We start from the raw sequence: 17,181 nt of genomic DNA, 5'->3' as shown, positions 1-17,181 counted from the left end.
GACGCGCGCCTCAGCCCGCGCGTTGCTGCGCGATCACGTCCATCAGGCGTTCGGCGATGCGGGTGTCGTAGGCCGCATCGATCTCGCGGATGCAGGTCGGGCTGGTGACGTTGATCTCGGTCAGGTGCTCGCCGATCACGTCCAGACCGACGAAGAGCAGGCCGCGCTTGCGCAATTCCGGACCCACCGTCGCGGCGATCTCGCGGTCCCGTGCCGACAGCGGCTGGGCGACGCCGCGGCCACCGGCGGCCAGGTTGCCGCGGGTCTCGCCCTGGGCCGGAATGCGCGCCAGGCAATAGTCCACGGGTTCGCCGTCGATCATCAGGATGCGCTTGTCACCGTCCTTGATACCGGGCAGATAGCGCTGGGCGATGATCTGCTGGGTACCGTGGGCGGTCAGGGTCTCGAGGATCACCGAAAGATTCGGGTCGCCTTCGCGGTGACGGAACACCGAGCTGCCACCCATGCCGTCCAGCGGCTTGAGAATGACGTCGCCGTGGGTGCGGGCGAATTCGCGGATGATGTCGGCGCGGCGGCTGACCAGGGTTGGCGGCGCCAGCTCGGGGAACAGGGTGGCGAAGAACTTCTCGTTGCAGTCGCGCAGGCTGGCGGGACGGTTGACCACCAGGGTGCCGCCACGCTCGGCCTGCTCCAGCAGGTAGGTGGCATAGACGAATTCGTTGTCGAAGGGCGGATCCTTGCGCATCAGGATCACGTCCAGCTCGCGTAGCGGCAGGTCGACGTCTTCGCCAAAGGCGAACCAGCGCTCCGGATCCTGGAACACGTCCAGCTGCCGACCGCGACCGCGGGCCTCGCCATCGACCTGGTACAGGTCCTGCATCTCGAAATAGTGCAGGGTCCAGCCGCGCGCCTTGGCCGCCCACAGCATGGCCATGGAGCTGTCCTTCTTATAGGAGATGCGTTCGATGGGATCCATGACGATCCCCAGACGGATACTCATTGACGCTAGACCTCGGTTCTACGTGGGCAAGGCGTCAGAATAGCCCTTCGATCCCCTTCAGTGCCAATGCTTGCGCGATCGTCGTGGTAGGCGGGCCGGTGGTCCGCCACCGGGGGATCTGCGTGGTACGTCACGGTATTGTGTGCTACAAAGAGGCGCCGCCAAAGTGCCCGGATCGACATCATTCACGTTGCATCGACGATGAGCTGGTAGCTTGAACATGGAACAGTATTCGGAAGGGCTGAAGGTCATGGTGATCGACGACTCGAAGACGATTCGTCGGACCGCCGAGACCCTGCTCAAGAAAGTTGGCTGCGAAGTCATCACTGCCATCGATGGATTCGATGCGCTCGCCAAGATCGCCGATAGTCATCCCCACATCATCTTCGTGGACATCATGATGCCGCGACTGGATGGCTATCAGACCTGCGCGCTGATCAAGAACAACAGCGCCTTCCGCGCGACGCCCGTCATCATGCTCTCTTCCCGTGACGGACTCTTCGACAAGGCCAAGGGCCGCATCGTCGGCTCTGACCAGTACCTCACCAAACCCTTCAGCAAAGAAGAGCTGATCGGTGCGATCAAGACCCACGTCCCCAGTTTCACTCCGCTCGAACAAGCGTCCTGAGTGTCCTGAGGCGGGCGATTCTATCTAGTAGGAAATTTTCATGGCTCGAATTCTGATCGTCGACGACTCTCCCACCGAGATGTACAAGCTCACCGCCATGCTGGAAAAGCATGGTCATCAGGTGCTCAAGGCCGAGAACGGCGCCGACGGCGTCGCCCTGGCCCGCCAGGAGAAGCCCGACGCGGTCCTGATGGATATCGTCATGCCCGGCCTCAACGGCTTCCAGGCGACCCGGCAGCTGACCAAGGATGCCGAGACCAGCCATATCCCGGTGGTCATCGTCACCACCAAGGACCAGGAAACCGACAAGGTCTGGGGCAAGCGCCAGGGCGCCAAGGACTACCTCACCAAGCCCATCGACGAAGACACCCTGCTGCGCACCCTGGCGGGTGTCCTGCAAGGCTGAGGTCTTTCGTCCGTTTCTCGCGGCAGCGCCCCACTGGGCAGGGAATCCTATGAGCGACGCCACCACGCCCTACGAGCTCTTGCGCCTGATCGATCTGCGCTGCCGCGAGCGGGCAGCCGGTCTGCCGGCGCAACAGGAAAACCAGCGCAGCTGGAGTGGCATCGGCTTTCGTCTCGGTGAATTGCGCTTCGTGATTCCCATGGGCGAGGTCAGCGAGATCCTGCCGGAGCCGCGTTTCACCGCCCTGCCCGGCGTCAAGCCATGGCTCAAGGGCGTGGCCAATGTGCGCGGTCGCCTGCTGCCGATCGCCGACCTGGGGCAGTTCCTCGGCGTGAAGATCCAGGCCCTGCGCAAACAGCGGCGGATCCTGATCGTCGACCATGGCGACCTCTTCGTCGGATTGGCGGTTGACGAAGTCCTGGGTATGCAGCATTTCGACATCGAGGCCTATCGCGAGCACGCCGACAGCGTGCCGTCGGGCCTGCACTTCTTTCTGGAAGGTGTCTTCCAACGCGACGTGCCCTGGCTGGTCTGCAGTCCGCGCGCCTTGGTCGAGCATCCCGAATTCATGGACGTCGCGGCCTAGGTCGCCAGACGTCCGGACGCTGCAAGGCGGATCGGGGTCGGGATGGCAGGAGCCGTCGCCGACGGGTGGGGGTAGGGCGCCGAACACCGGCTTCAAGCGAACCGGTCTGGCGTCCGACAAGGATAGAACTAAAGGAACCAAGGTCCAGGCGGGGGCCGCTGATGAACAAACTCAATACCGGGAAACTCAACGCGTGGGTCGCGGGCATGTTCGTGGTGCTGATCGTCGCGATCGTGCTGCTGTTCGCCAACTTCGCGTACCTGGGCACCCAGACCAACTACGACAACCAGTACCAGGGCCAGGCCACCGAGCTGCGCATCCTCTCGCAGCAGCTGGCCAAGAGCGCCAGTGAGGCCGCCACCGGCAAGGCCGAGGCCTTCAAGGACCTGCGTCAGGCGCGTGCCGAGTTCGAGCGCCGCCTGAACATCCTGCGCAGCGGTGATCCGCAGACCGGCCTGCCGCCTTCGCCGGCGATCCTCGGTCCGCGTCTGGATACCCTGGAGTCCCAGTGGGAGAACCAGCGCAAGCAGGTCGACAGCATGCTCGGCAGTGAGCAGACCGTGCTGTCCCTGCACCAGCTGTCCGGCGCCCTGGCCGATACCATTCCCCAATTGCAGGTCGAGAACGAAGAGATCGTCGACATCCTGATCGAGCGCGGCGCGCCCGCCAGTCAGGTGGTGGTGGCCCAGCGTCAGGCACTGCTCGCCGAGCGAATCCTCGGCGCCATCAACAAGATCCTCACCGGCGACGAAGCCGCCGTGCAGGCTGCCGACAGCTTTGGTCGCGACGCCAGCCTGTTCGGCCGGGTGCTCAAGGCCATGCGTGAAGGCAATGCCTCCATGGGCATCGCCAAGATCACCGACCCCGAGGCGGTCGGCCGCCTCAACGAAGCCAACAAGCTGTTCGAATTCGTCTCCGGCAACGTCGACGAGATTCTCGCCACCTCGCCCGAGCTGCTGCAGATTCGTTCCGCCGTGGGCCTGATCTATCGCGGCTCCCAGGCGCTGCTCGGTTCCGCCTCCGACCTCAGTGGCAGTTATGCCTCCCTGGCCCAGAGCCGCAAGATCAACACCGTGGGCAGCTACCTGCTGGTGTTCATCGCCCTCGGCGCCATCCTCTGCATCGGCTATATCCTGGTCCGCGACACCCGCCGCCGCCTGGCCGAGACCGACGAGAAGAACCAGCGCAACCAGACCGCCATTCTGCGCCTGCTGGACGAGATCGCCGACCTGGCCGACGGTGACCTGACCGTGCAGGCCACGGTGACCGAAGACTTCACCGGCGCCATCGCCGACTCCATCAACTACTCCATCGACCAGCTGCGCGAACTGGTGGAAACCATCAACCAGACCGCCGTCCAGGTGGCCGCCGCCGCCCAGGAGTCCCAGGACACCGCCACGGTGCTGGCCGAGGCCTCGGAACACCAGGCCCAGGAAATCGCCGGGGCTTCCGCGGCGATCAACGAGATGGCCGTGTCCATCGACCAGGTATCCACCAACGCCTCCGAATCCACCGCGGTGGCGGAGCGCTCCGTGGCCATTGCCAACAAGGGCAACCAGGTGGTGCACAACACCATCATCGGCATGGACAGCATTCGCGAGCAGATCCAGGACACCGCCAAGCGGATCAAGCGCCTGGGCGAATCGTCCCAGGAGATCGGTGACATCGTCGGCCTGATCAACGACATCGCCGACCAGACCAACATCCTGGCCCTGAACGCCGCCATCCAGGCCTCCATGGCCGGTGACGCCGGCCGCGGCTTCGCCGTGGTCGCCGACGAGGTCCAGCGCCTCGCCGAGCGTTCCTCGGGCGCCACCAAGCAGATTGAGGCCCTGGTCAAGGCGATCCAGACCGACACCAACGAAGCGGTCATCTCCATGGAGCAGACCACCTCGGAAGTGGTACGCGGGGCCGCCCTGGCCCAGGACGCCGGTGTGGCCCTGGAAGAGATCGAGAAGGTTTCCCAGAGCCTGGCCGGGCTGATCCAGAACATCTCCAACGCCGCGCGCCAGCAGTCCTCGTCCGCCAGCCACATCTCCAGCACCATGAACGTGATTCAGGAGATCACCTCGCAGACCTCGACCGGTACCACCGCCACCGCGCGCAGCATCGGCGAGCTGGCCAAGCTGGCCAGCGAGATGCGGCGTTCGGTCTCGGGCTTCAATCTGCCGAACGAGCAGCCGCTGGGCTGAACACAGCGGCCACATCGTGGTGTGGCGAGGGGGAGACGGGGTGGGGGAGTCGAGTTGGGCGTTGCGCCGTGCTCCCGAGCTGCCGGATGCGGACTTCGAGCGTTGGCGACAGTTGCTGGAAACCCGCGCCGGCATGGTGCTGGACGATCGCCAGCGCAGCTTTCTGCAGATCCAGCTGGCCGCGCGCATGCGCGAACTGGCGATCGCGGACTACGACAGCTACTACCAGGTCGTCTGCGCCGGCATCGGCGGGCGCATCGAATGGGTTCGGCTGCTCGACCGCCTGACCATCCAGGCCACCCGCTTCTTTCGCCATCCGCCGTCCTTCGCGCTGCTGGAAACCTATGTGAACGAGTTCGCCAAGACCGCCGAGGGCGATAGCCTGACCCTCTGGAGCCTGGGGTGTGCCAGTGGCGAGGAAGCCTTTTCGATGGCCATCAGCACCGCCGAAGTGCTCACGCGGCAGACGCGCCCGCTGACGTTCGCCCTGACCGGTACCGACATCAGCAGCGAAGCCCTGCGCCAGGCGCGGCAGGGCACCTACAGCCTGCAGCGACTGGCCGGGGTGCCGGCCGCCCTGCGCGAGCGGTATTTTCGTCCCCGTGGCGACGGCAACTTCGACGTTGCTGCCGGGTTGGCGGAGCGACTGTGCTTTGCCCGGCTCAATGTGCTGGAACTGGGGCAGGCCCCCTTGCAGGGGCTCAACGTCATTTTTTGTCAGAACTTGCTGATTTATTTCCGCCGCTGGCTGCGTCGAGACCTGCTCAACCAGCTGGTCCAGCGGCTTGCACCGGGTGGGCTCTTGGTCCTGGGTGTCGGTGAGGTGAGCAATTGGAGCCACCCGCAACTGACACCCGTCGATCATCCCGAAGTCCTGGCGTTCACCCGCCAGCTGGACCACCCGGCATGACAGGAGCCGAGATGATCGATCGACACGACTACGTAGCTCTCGAGTGGGTCAAGGGCGAGATCGCCGAAACCTTGCAGCAGGCCCGCAAGGCGCTCGAGGCGTTCGTCGACAACCCGCACGACCGTAGCCGCCTGGGTTTCTGCCGGACCTATGTGCATCAGGTCTACGGCACCTTGCAGATGGTGGAGTTCTACGGTGCCGCGCTGCTCGCCGAGGAGATGGAGCTGCTGCTGCAAGCTCTTCACGAAGAGCGGGTGAACAGCTCCGACGAGGCGCTGGAAGTGCTGATGCAGGCCATCCTGCAGGTTCCGCCCTATCTGGATCGGGTCCTCGAGGCCCGCCGCGATCTGCCTCTGGCCATCCTGCCGCTGCTCAACGACCTGCGGTCGGCGCGCGGCGAGAAGCTGCTCTCCGAGACCAGCCTGTTCTCGCCGGATCTGTCCGCCACGCCGCTGTCGCTGAGCGATGCCGAACTGGCCGACCGCGCCGCGCCGGACTGGCTGCCGCGCCTGCGCAAGTTGCGCCAGGCGCTGCAGGGCGCTCAGGTCGGACTGTTCCGCGACCGCGATGTCCAGCTGCACCTGGATTACCTGCTGCGGGTCTTCGAGCGCCTGGACCAGCTCTGCGCCGGTTCGCCCTTCGGCGCGCTCTGGCCGGTGGCCGCAGGCCTCACCGAATTGCTGCAGGCCGGCGAGCTGGACAACAGCAGTTCGATCCGCGGCCTGTTGCGGCAGCTGGATCGCGAACTCAAGCGACTCATCAGCGATGGGGTGACCACCCTCAATCAGCCGGCGCCGGCCGATCTGCTGAAGAATCTGCTGTTCTACCTGGCCAAGGCGCCGGTGCAGAGTCCGCGCATCGCCGCACTCAAGGCGCACTATCGCCTCGACGAGGCCCTGCCGGATGCCGAGCTGGTGGGCTTCGAGCGCTCACGCATCGTCGGTCCGGATCGCGAAGCCATGCGCTCGGTGGTGACCGCGCTGTGCGAAGAGCTGGTGCAGATCAAGGACAGCCTGGACCTGTTCGTGCGCAGCGATCGCCAGCAGCCCGCCAGCCTGCGCGGTCTGCTGGCCCCGCTCAAGCAGATCGCCGATACCCTGGCGGTGCTGGGCTTCGGTCAGCCGCGCAAGGTGGTGCTCGAACAGCACGAAGCCGTCGCCGAACTGGCCGAGGGCGTGCACGAGGCCAGCGACGCCGCCCTGATGGATATCGCCGGGGCGCTGCTCTATGTCGAAGCCACCCTGGCCGGCATGGTCAGCGGCAACGAGGTGGGCGATGCCGAAGAGAGCCGGCTGCCCACCACCGACATCGATCAGCTGCATCGGGTGGTGGTGCGCGAGGCGCGCAATGGCCTGGAGCAATCCAAGGACGCCATCATCGAGTTCATCGCCTCCCAGTGGAACCATGTCCACCTGGAGTCGGTGCCCCTGTTGCTGACCCAGGTCCGCGGCGGCCTGGCGATGATCCCGCTGGAGCGGGCCGCGGCCCAGGTGCAGGCGGCCAACGACTACATCTGCCAGCAGCTGCTGGGCAAGCAGGCCGTGCCGGACTGGCAGAGCCTGGACACCCTGGCCGACGCCATCACCAGCGTCGAGTACTACCTGGAGCGCCTGGCGGAAGATCCCTCCACGCCCCACGACATGATCCTCGACATCGCCGACGAGAGTCTCATCGCCCTCGGCTATCCGCCCAGGGCGGCTGGCGAAGGCGAGGCGGCGTCTCTGGCCCCCGGCGAGGTCGCGACGCCGGCTCTGGATCTGCCGGAAGACCAGCCCCTGGTTGCGGAGCCAGGGGCCGAAGAGGCGCTGGAACTCACCGCCCTGCCGGTCGAGGAGCCTGCAGCGGCTGGCGAAGCCTCCCCTGCCGAACTCGAGCCAACCGCAGCGGAAGCGCCGCTGACCGCCGATCTTCTGGACGCAGACGCAGTGGCCGAGGGGGCGGATGACGAGCCGCTTGGCGAGACCGCGCCCGCGCACGAGGAACCCAGGGCACTGCTGGCCGACAACGAGGCGGACAGCCTGTCGCTGGCGACCGCCGATGCCGATGCGATCGCCGAGGTTTTGGCCGCGCCGGTCGATCCCATCAATCCTCCGGCGGCGCAGGTGCCGCAAGCGCTGCTGCCACCCGCGGCCGACGCCGAGCCGGTCGAGGACGAGCTGCGCGAGGTCTTTATCGAAGAGGCCGGCGAGGTCCAGGCGGAGCTGGAACGCTGGCTGCCGATCTGGGAGGCCGACCCCGAGCAGCGCACCGCCCTGAGTGAATTGCGGCGCAATTTTCACACCCTCAAGGGCAGTGGCCGCATGGTCCTGGCACTGGTCATCGGCGAATTGGCTTGGGCCCTGGAAAATTTGTTCAATCGCCGGCTGGACCACAGCGTCGCCCACAGCACCGCCCTGCAGACGGTGGTCGAGCAGACCTGCGCCCTGCTGCCGGAGCTGGTCGAGGAGTACGCCGAGAATCGTCAGCGGCAGCGCGACGACGTCGACTGGCTGGCCCACGCCGCTCATGCGCTGGCCCGTAACGAAGCCTTGCCCGAGCGTACCTCACCGGGCAGCGCAGCCGCCTCCGCGCCGGCGACGCTCCCCGAAGCGGAGGTGCTTGAGCCTGAGGCCGCGGCACCCGTCGCCGCCGAAGCCGATACCCAGCTGCTGGATATCTTCCGCACCGAGGCCCAGGCGCACCTGGAAACCGTGCGCCGCTTTCTCGAGCATTCCGAAGCCGGCAGTGCCCAGCCGGTCTCCGACAATCTGTTGCGTGCCCTGCACACCCTCAAGGGCAGTGCCCATATGGCGGGCAGTTCGCCGATGGCCGAGCTGGCGTCCGCGCTGGAACGGCTGGCCAAGGAATACAAGCTCGCCCATGTCGCCTTCGCCGAACCCGAGTGCGCCTTGCTGGCCCGGGGTGCCGAGTTGCTGGAGCAGCGCCTGGGCGAACTCGACGAAGGGGCGCTGGCAACGCCGCTGGCAGGCGCGCCGGACGTCATCTCGTCCTGCGAAGCGCTGCTGGAGGAGCTGGATCCCCAGTTGCCGCTGCCCGAGGCACCGCTGCCGGAGCAGCGTGACATCCTGCGGCTGACCGATTTCCTGATGCCCGGAATGGACCTGTTGCTGGAGGCCGATGAGCGCCTGCATGCCTGGCGGACCGGTGGTGACCAGGCGGCCTGCGCGGACCTGCTGGCCGAGCGGCTGAATACCTTTGCCGATGGGGCCGCCCGGGTCGGACTGGCCGATGTCGAGCAACTCGCTGAAGCGCTGCAGGTGGTCTATGCCGCCGCGGCGAGCGGTTCGCTGCCTGCCGACGAGGCCTTCTTCCGCGAAGCGGCAGAGGCCCAGGAAGCCCTGATCAGCATGCTCAACCAGCTGGCCGGTGGCATGCGGGCCACGCCGAGCGAAGAGCGGATCCAGGGCCTGCGCGGCCTGCTGGCCGGCATTCTCGCCGGGTTGCCCATGGCGGCCACCAACCTGCTGGCCGAGCCCGAACCCGAAGAGCTTTTCGATCCGGCAACGGCCACGCCGGTCGCACCCGAGCTGGCGCTGGACGTCGAATTGCCCGCCGAAGCCGAAGCCGAAGCCGAAGCCGAAGCCGAAGCCGAAGCCGAAGCCGAAGCCGAAGCCGAAGCCGAAGCCGAGCCTGAGCTGGAGTCGCTGGATCAGCCGGAAGAGCTGCTGCCACCTTTGGTGGACAGCGAGCCGGCGGATGCCGTCGAGGTCGAGCCCGAGGCTGCCGAGCCCGTCGATCCGGAGATGCAGCTGATCTTCCTCGAGGAAGCCCAGGATCTGCTGGACAGCGCCGACCGGGCCCTGAAGCGTTGGCTGGTGGAGCCGCAGCAGCGCTTCCACCTCGGCACCCTGCAGCGCGATCTGCATACCCTCAAGGGCGGCGCCCATCTCGCCGGGGTGATGCCGGTCGCGCGTCTGGCGACGGAGCTGGACGCCATCTACGAAGGCCTGCTCGATGGCCGTCTCGCCGGTGGCGCCGAACTGGGCAACCCCCTGCGTGACGCCCATGGCTGCCTCGCCGCGCAGCTCGAAGAGCTGGCGGCGGGTGACCCGGTCAGTGAGCATGGCGAGCAGGTCGAGCGCCTGCAGCGCATCCGTACCGGCCATCTCGATGAACGGCTGGGGTCGGACGCCGCCGGGTCTACCCCAGGCGAGTTTGAGCTCGGCGAAGCCATCGCGGACCAGCCGACGGCTGCGGAGTCGTCGCTGTGTGCGCCGACGCCCCTGGCCGCCGCGCCGGAGTCGGACGAGGGACCCGACGCCGAGTTGCTGGCCATCTACATCGAAGAGAGTCGCGACCTGCTCGACAGCATGGCGAACTCGCTGCGCGCCTGGGAAGCCGAACCGCACAACAGTCTCGAACTGGAATCCCTGCTGCGCGACCTGCATACCCTCAAGGGCGGTGCGCGCCTGGCCGAGGTGGATGCCATCGGCGATCTGGCCCATGCCCTGGAGGCCTTCTACGAGGGTCTGGCGCGGGGAAGGATCAAGCCCGGTGCCGACCTGGGCAGTCTGCTGCAGCGCTGCCACGACCGTCTGCACGAACAACTCGAAGCCCTGGCCCAGGGGCAGGCCCCGGCGCCGGCTGGCGACCTGATCGAGGCCTTGCGTGACTACCGCGGCGAGCCGCTGGCGGCCGGCGTGACAGCCGCGCCCGTGGTCGCCGCACCGGTCTTCGACGCCGACACCGATGCGGAAATCCTCGAAATCTTCATGGAGGAAGCCCAGGACCTGCTGGTCAGCATGGACGAGGCCCTGGCGGACTGGCCGGCCGCGCCCGACGTGGCGGTGGACGAGTTGCTGCGCTGCCTGCATACCCTCAAGGGTGGTGCACGCCTGGCCGGTCTGCACGGCCTGGGTGAGCAGGCCCATGAACTGGAACAGCAACTGGCGGAATTGCGCTCGCTCGCCGTGGGATTGAGCGAGGGCGATCGCGAGCGGGTACGCGCCCTGGCGACCCAGGGGGTCGACGGACTGCAGCTGGCGGTCGCCCAGCTGGCACTGCCGGCCGCCGCCCCGGCGAGTACGTCCCCGGTGCCGGTCGAGACGGCCGAAGCCGAGGCCGAAGCCGAAGCGGAAGTCGCGATCGAGTCTGGTCTGCCGGCGGCCGCGGACCTGGCCGTGGATGACGAGACGCCAGGCCCAGACGCCGAGCCCGGCGTCGCGAGCCCGCTCGCCATATCGCCTGAGCAGGACATCGCGGCACCGGTCATGGTGGCGGCCGAGACGCCTGCGCCAGCGGCTGCGCCGCTGCCCTTCGTGCAGCGCCTGCAGCAGGTCCGCCAGCAGGCGGCGCAGCGGCGCTCTTCCCAGGAACTGGTGCGGGTACCGGCCGCGTTGCTGGAACAGCTGGTCAACCTGGCGGGCGAGACCTCGATCTTCCGCGGCCGCGTCGAACAGCAGGTCAGCGACATCGGTACCACCCTCGGCGAGATGGAAGCCACCATCGAGCGGGTCCGCGATCAGCTGCGCCGGCTGGATACCGAGACCCAGGCGCAGATCATCAGTCGCCACCACGAAGACGTGGATCGCGCCGGCTACGAGGATTTCGACCCCCTGGAGCTGGATCGCTATTCCCAGCTGCAGCAGCTGTCCCGGGCGCTGTTCGAATCGGCTTCCGACCTCCTGGATCTGAAGAACACCCTGGGCCAGCGCAATCGCGATGCCGAGACCCTGCTGCTGCAACAGGCGCGGGTCAACACCGAGTTGCAGGAAAGCCTCATGCAGACCCGCATGGTGCCTTTCGAGCGCATGGTGCCGCGACTGCACCGGGTGGTACGCCAGGTCAGCGCCGAACTGGACAAGCCGATCGAGCTGCGCGTCGACAACGCCGAAGGCGAGCTGGACCGCACGGTGCTGGAGCGGATCATTCCGCCGCTGGAGCACATGCTGCGCAACGCCATCGACCACGGGGTCGAGGACGCCGCCGGGCGCCAGCGCGCCGGCAAACCGGCCGAGGGCGTGATCAGCCTGGATCTGCGCCGTGAAGGCGGCGACATCATCCTGACCCTGGCCGATGACGGCCGGGGCATCGACCTGGCCGCGGTGCGCCGCAAGGCCATCGAGCGCGGCCTGATGGCGGAAGACGCGCAACTCACCGATCAGGACCTGCTGCAATTCATCCTTGAATCCGGCTTCTCCACGGCGCCGACCGTCACCCAGATTTCCGGGCGGGGCGTGGGCATGGACGTGGTGCACCAGGAGGTGAAGCAACTCGGCGGCAACATGGACATCCACAGCGTGGCGGGCGAGGGGACGCGCTTCACCATCCGCTTGCCGTTCACCGTGTCGGTGAACCGCGCGCTCATGGTGCATGCCGGCGATGACCTCTATGCCGTGCCGCTGAACACCATCGAGGGCATCGTGCGGGTGACCGCGGCCGATCTCGAGCGCTATTACCGCCCGGGGGCGACGACCTTCGAATACGGCGGCCAGCACTATGACCTGCGCTACCTGGGCCATCTGCTCAACAACGGCCAGCAGCCCAAGCTGAGCGGCCAGAGTCTGCCGCTGCCGGTAGTGCTGGTGCGTTCCGCCGAATACGCGGTAGCCGTGCAGGTGGATGCGGTGGCCGGCTCGCGGGAGATCGTGGTGAAGAGCCTCGGTCCGCAATTCGCCGGGGTACCGGGTCTGTCCGGTGCCACCCTGCTGGGGGACGGGCGCGTGGTGGTGATTCTCGACCTGCTGGCGATGATCCGCAGCCAGCGCGCCAGCGGCGAAGAGCTCGCCCGGCTGGCGCAGGGCCCGGCTACGGTGGCCGAGGTCACCCGGCCGGCGCTGGTCATGGTGGTGGACGATTCGGTCACGGTGCGCAAGGTCACCAGCCGCCTGCTGGAACGCCACGGCATGGAAGTCTTCACCGCCAAGGACGGGGTGGATGCCATCGCCCAGTTGCAGGAGCGGCAGCCGGACATCCTGCTGCTGGACATCGAGATGCCACGCATGGACGGCTTCGAGGTGGCGACCCTGGTGCGCCATGACCCGCGCCTCAAGGACCTGCCGATCGTGATGATCACCTCCCGAACCGGGGAAAAGCACCGCGAGCGGGCGCTGAGCCTGGGCGTGAACGAATACCTGGGCAAGCCCTACCAGGAGAGCGAACTCCTGGCCCACATCCATCGGTTGGTCAGGCAAGATGACTGAGATGCACACCGCCCGCGTCGCCATCCTGGCCGACAGTCCGCTGCAGCGCCACGTGCTGCAGCAGGTGCTGGCCGACAATGGCTATCACGTCGTCCTCAACAGCGATCCGGAGCGCTTCGACGAAGCGGCCTGGCCCACGGTCGCGACCGACCTGTGGCTGATCGACCTGAGCCAGACGGAGGAGTCGCCACTGGTAGACGCGCTGCTGGATGGGGCCGAGGTGCCCATCCTGTTCGGCGAAGGCCAGGCCCCCGAGCGTTTCACCGACCCCTTCACCCAGTGGGAAAAGCGCCTGATCGGCAAGCTCAAGCGGCTGATCGGCGATCCGGTGGCGGCGGTCGGCCCGGCCCTGGAAACCCTGCTGCAGGACCAGCCGCGACCGCCGCGCCTGACCCTGCCGGAACCCCTGGCCAATCTGCCGCTGCCAGCCGGCGATCCGGCCCCCGAGGTCTGGTTGCTGGCCGCGTCCCTGGGCGGTCCGGCGGCGGTGAAGGCCTTTCTCGATGCCCTGCCGGGCGGTCTGCCGGTCGGCTTCCTCTATGCCCAGCACATCGGCGACGGCTTTGCCGCCAGCCTGCTGCGCGCGGTCGGCCGGCACAGCCAATGGCATATCCAGGGCGCGCGCCCGGGTGAGCCGGTACGCTGCGGCGAGGTGGTGGTGGTGCCGACCCAGCAGGAGCTGACCTTTCGCGCCTCTGGTGCCCTGGACATCGTCGAGCGCGCCTGGCCCGAGCCCTATACGCCGTCGATCAGCCAGATGATGCTCAATCTGGCGCAGCACTTCGGCGCGCGCTGCGGGGTCATCGTCTTCAGCGGCATGGGCAACGACGGCACCGCTTCGGCGCCCTATGTGCGGCGTCGCGGTGGCACGCTCTGGACCCAGTCGGCGAGCACCTGCATCGCCCCGAGCATGCCGGAAAGCCTGCGCGAATCGGGTCTTGCGACCCTTACCGCCGATCCCCGCGGCCTGGCCGAAGCCCTGGTGGCGCGCCTGGCCGAGCAGCGAAGCTAAAGGAATTCCCCATGTCGACCGCCGCTCCCGCCGAACACCTGACCGGTCTGCTGCTGACCCTGGCCGATCGTACCCTGCTGCTGCCCAACGCGGCGGTCGCCGAGCTGGTGCCCTGTCGCGAGATTCGGCCGCTGCCGGTGCAGCCGGACTGGTGCCTGGGCCAGGTCGCCTGGCGCGATCTGCGCCTGCCGCTGATCAGTTTCGAAGCGCTGTCCAGCGGCAGTGCCGCGCAATTCGATGGCGATCGCCATGCGCGGGTGGCCATCCTCAACGCCCTGGGTGGGCGTGAGCGGGTGCGCTTCCTGGCGCTGCTGATCCGCAGCATTCCGCGCTCGTTGCGCATCACCCCGGAGCTGGTCGCCGCCGAGGTGCCCCTGGCCGCCCTGGAGCTGGGCGCCGTGGCCTACGAAGGTGGCACGGCGCGCATTCCCGATCTGATCGGCGTAGAAGAACGGCTGGCCGCTGCTGGTGTGTTCTAGGACTGCCGGGTGAGGCGCATCTTGCCGTTTTCATCCAGGCTGACAGCGACTCCGCGGTAATCCGCCAGGGTCGGCAGCCCCAGGTCCAGCGGCTGGCGATGGGTCGCGGTGATGGCCACGGCATCGGCGCCGGCCGCCTTGGCCGCGGCAAAGCCGGCGTGGGCATCCTCGAACACCAGGCAGTCGCCGATCGCCACTCCCAGCTTGCGCGCACCCGCCAGGAAGCAGTCCGGCGCGGGCTTGCCCTGGGTGACGTCTTCGGCGCAGATCATCACCGGCGGCAGGGCCATGCCGGCCGCGGCGAGCCGCACTTCCGCCAGCCGGCGCGAGGCCGAGGTGACCAGCGCCCAGCTGCCGGCTGGCAGACTGGCGAGAAAGGCCGCCGCGCCGGGGATTTCCTGGATGTCGGCGACGTCGGCGATCTCCAGTTCGGTGATGGCGCGGGTCTCGGCGTCGATGTCCGCGCCCGCCGGAGCGAAGCGTTGCACCGTTTCCACGGCCCGCACTCCGTGCATCACGGCGAGGACGTCCGCCGGATCGAGGCCGTGGCCGAGTGCCCAGGTGCTCCAGGCGCGTTCGGCGGAGGCCACGCTGGTGAGCAGGGTGCCGTCCATGTCGAACAGGAAGGCGGCGTAGGGGCGAGAGGGCAGGGTCATCCGGGGCTCCAAAACTATCCGTGGGGAAGGGACGGACCGCCGTGGGCAGCGGCCCGCGGGCAGATCAGGGGGTCTGGAAATCACCCCAGAGTTGCTGGGCCACGCTCAGGGCCACCACCGGGGCGGTCTCGGTGCGCAGCACCCGCGGTCCCAGGCGGGCCGGCTGGAAACCAGCGGCGCGGGCGGCCGTGACTTCGGCCTCGCTCAGGCCGCCTTCCGGGCCGATCAGCAGGGCCAGGCGGGTGGGGCGGGCATGGCTTTCCAGAGGCTCCGCCACCGGGTGCAGGACCAGCTTGAGATCGGCGTCCAGCCCGGCCTGCCAGTCGGCCAGCAGCTGCGGCGAATGGATCAGCGGCACCGTGGAGCGACCGCACTGTTCGCAGGCGCTGATGGCGACCTGGCGCCAGTGCTGCAGGCGCTTGTCGGCGCGCTCGTCCTTGAGGCGCACCTCGCAGCGTTCGCTGACCAGCGGGGTGATCTCGGCCACGCCCAGTTCGGTGGCCTTCTGGATCGCCCAGTCCATGCGCTCGCCGCGGGACAGGCCCTGGCCGAGGTGGATGCGCAGCGACGAATCGGGTTGGCCGGGCAGTTCCTCGGTCAGCTCGACGCTGAGGGTCTTCTTGCCCACCGCGGCGACCTGGCCGAGGTATTCGCGGCCGCTGCCGTCGAACAACTGCACGGCATCCCCCGGCGCCAGGCGCAGTACGCGGCCCAGGTAGTGGGCCTGGGCCTCGGGCAGGTCGAGGTGGCCGAGGGCCAGGGGCAGGTCGAGGTGGCAGCGGGTGAGACGCATGGCGGACTCCAGATCAGCCGGGATCGCGGTGGTTGGGGTGCAGGTCGCTCAGGGCGACGCTGACCGAGGTGCGGGTGGCAAGCTCGATGCCTTCGCTCGCCACCTCGGCGAGGAAGTCGATCTGCTCAGGGGTGATGACATAGGGCGGCAGGAAGTAGACCACGTTGCCCAGGGGTCGCAACAGGGCGCCACGGGAGAGGGCGTGCTGGTAGACGGCGAGACCGCGGCGCTCCTGCCAGGGGTAGGGCGTACGGCGGGCCTTGTCGGCGCTCATCTCGATGGCCAGGGCCATGCCGGTCTGGCGCACCTCGCCCACGTGGGGATGATCGACCAGGTGCGCGGTGGCCTCGGCCATGCGCCGGGCCAGGGGCTTGTTGGCCTCGATGACGTCGTCCTGGGCGAAGATGTCCAGGGTCGCCAGGGCGGCGGCGCAGGCTAGCGGATTGCCGGTGTAGCTGTGGGAATGCAGGAAGGCGCGCAGGGTGTGGTAGTCGTCGTAGAAGGCCTGGTAGACCGCATCGGTGGTCAGGCAGGCGGCCAGCGGCAGATAGCCGCCGGTGAGGGCCTTGGACAGGCAGAGGAAATCCGGACGGATGCCGGCCTGCTCGCAGGCGAACATCGTCCCGGTGCGACCGAAGCCCACGGCGATCTCGTCGTGGATCAGGTGCACGCCATAGCGATCGCAGGCCTCGCGCAGCAGGCGTAGATAGACCGGGTGGTACATGCGCATGCCGGTGGCGCCCTGGATCAGCGGCTCGACGATGACCGCGGCGACGCTGGCGTGGTGCTCCGCCAGGGTGCGCTCCATGTGTGCGAACATCTGCCGCGAATGCGCTTCCCAGTCCATGCCCTCGGGGCGCAGGTAGCAATCGGGACTGGGCACCTTGAGGGTGTCCAGCAAGAGACCCTGGTAGGTCTCGGTGAACAGCGCCACGTCACCCACCGACATGGCCGCGACCGTCTCGCCGTGGTAGCTGTTGGTCAGGGTGACGAAGCGGCGCTTTTCCGGCTGGCCCACGTTGCGCCAGTAGTGGTAGCTCATCTTCAAGGCCACCTCGATGCACGAGGAGCCGTTGTCGGCATAGAACACCCGGTCGAGGCCGGCCGGGGTCAGGGCGACCAGGCGCTCGGACAGCTCGATCACCGGCTGGTGGCTGAAGCCGGCGAGGATGACGTGCTCCAGCTGGTCGACCTGGGCCTTGATGCGCTCGTTGATGCGCGGATTGGCGTGGCCGAAGACATTGACCCACCAGGAGCTGACTGCATCCAGGTAGCGCTTGCCGTCGAAGTCCTCCAGCCAGACGCCTTCGCCACGGCGGATCGGGATCACCGGTAGCTGCTCGTGATCCTTCATCTGGGTGCAGGGGTGCCAGAGCACCTCCAGGTCACGGCGCATCCAGTCGTGATTGGTCATTG

General features: G+C 67.7%; 12 protein-coding genes. 8 read left to right on the top strand and 4 right to left on the bottom strand.

All coding sequences use genetic code 11. The annotated features are described in order from the left end of the window. Positions 1-10: 10 nt before the first annotated feature. Positions 11-961, bottom strand: a complete 951-nt coding sequence (gene gshB, locus AABM56_RS19545; protein WP_133861447.1) for a glutathione synthase — start codon at positions 959-961, stop codon at positions 11-13. 220 nt (positions 962-1,181) lie between these two features. Here gshB and pilG point away from each other — a divergent pair, with 220 nt between their 5' ends. From pilG to AABM56_RS19505, 8 genes are all read left to right on the top strand, one after another. Then, positions 1,182-1,589, top strand: coding sequence for a twitching motility response regulator PilG (gene pilG, locus AABM56_RS19540; RefSeq protein ID WP_007161679.1), 408 nt, complete (start codon positions 1,182-1,184; stop codon positions 1,587-1,589). Between the two features lie 40 nt (positions 1,590-1,629). After that, on the top strand, positions 1,630-1,995 hold the full coding sequence (gene pilH, locus AABM56_RS19535) for a twitching motility response regulator PilH (RefSeq protein WP_007161680.1): 366 nt from the start codon (positions 1,630-1,632) through the stop codon (positions 1,993-1,995). 49 nt (positions 1,996-2,044) lie between these two features. Next, a complete protein-coding gene (locus tag AABM56_RS19530; protein ID WP_133861446.1) occupies positions 2,045-2,581 on the top strand; it encodes a chemotaxis protein CheW in 537 nt (178 codons plus the stop codon). A gap of 161 nt (positions 2,582-2,742) precedes the next feature. Beyond that, the gene (locus AABM56_RS19525; protein ID WP_133861445.1) at positions 2,743-4,773 is read left to right on the top strand and encodes a methyl-accepting chemotaxis protein; all 2,031 of its coding nucleotides are present in this window, start codon (positions 2,743-2,745) and stop codon (positions 4,771-4,773) included. A gap of 61 nt (positions 4,774-4,834) precedes the next feature. Continuing rightward, on the top strand, positions 4,835-5,683 hold the full coding sequence (locus AABM56_RS19520) for a CheR family methyltransferase (protein ID WP_133861444.1): 849 nt from the start codon (positions 4,835-4,837) through the stop codon (positions 5,681-5,683). A gap of 11 nt (positions 5,684-5,694) precedes the next feature. Further along, positions 5,695-12,825: an Hpt domain-containing protein gene (locus tag AABM56_RS19515; RefSeq protein WP_347883654.1), complete on the top strand. Its 7,131-nt coding sequence runs from the start codon at positions 5,695-5,697 to the stop codon at positions 12,823-12,825. Beyond that, positions 12,818-13,837: a chemotaxis protein CheB gene (locus tag AABM56_RS19510; protein WP_133861442.1), complete on the top strand. Its 1,020-nt coding sequence runs from the start codon at positions 12,818-12,820 to the stop codon at positions 13,835-13,837. Before AABM56_RS19515 ends, AABM56_RS19510 begins: the two co-directional genes overlap by 8 nt. Positions 13,838-13,848: 11 nt before the next feature. Next, the gene (locus tag AABM56_RS19505) at positions 13,849-14,316 is read left to right on the top strand and encodes a chemotaxis protein CheW (RefSeq protein ID WP_007161686.1); all 468 of its coding nucleotides are present in this window, start codon (positions 13,849-13,851) and stop codon (positions 14,314-14,316) included. Here the strand turns inward: AABM56_RS19505 and AABM56_RS19500 are convergent. From AABM56_RS19500 to AABM56_RS19490, 3 genes are all read right to left on the bottom strand, one after another. Next, on the bottom strand, positions 14,313-14,972 hold the full coding sequence (locus tag AABM56_RS19500) for an HAD-IA family hydrolase (protein WP_187980358.1): 660 nt from the start codon (positions 14,970-14,972) through the stop codon (positions 14,313-14,315). The two genes, AABM56_RS19505 and AABM56_RS19500, sit on opposite strands and share 4 nt — an antisense overlap. 64 nt (positions 14,973-15,036) lie before the next feature. Beyond that, positions 15,037-15,765, bottom strand: a complete 729-nt coding sequence (locus AABM56_RS19495; RefSeq protein ID WP_133861440.1) for a 16S rRNA (uracil(1498)-N(3))-methyltransferase — start codon at positions 15,763-15,765, stop codon at positions 15,037-15,039. A 13-nt stretch (positions 15,766-15,778) separates the two neighbouring features. Further along, complete coding sequence (locus tag AABM56_RS19490) at positions 15,779-17,179, bottom strand: adenosylmethionine--8-amino-7-oxononanoate transaminase (RefSeq protein WP_133861439.1); 1,401 nt, start codon at positions 17,177-17,179, stop codon at positions 15,779-15,781. Between the last annotated feature and the right edge of the window lie 2 nt (positions 17,180-17,181).

It is taken from the genome of Pseudomonas aestiva, assembly GCF_039908605.1.
Classification (GTDB): domain Bacteria; phylum Pseudomonadota; class Gammaproteobacteria; order Pseudomonadales; family Pseudomonadaceae; genus Chryseomonas; species Chryseomonas aestiva.
The sequence above is the reverse complement of the archived record's forward strand: the minus strand, read 5'-3'. Positions and strand labels throughout refer to the sequence as shown.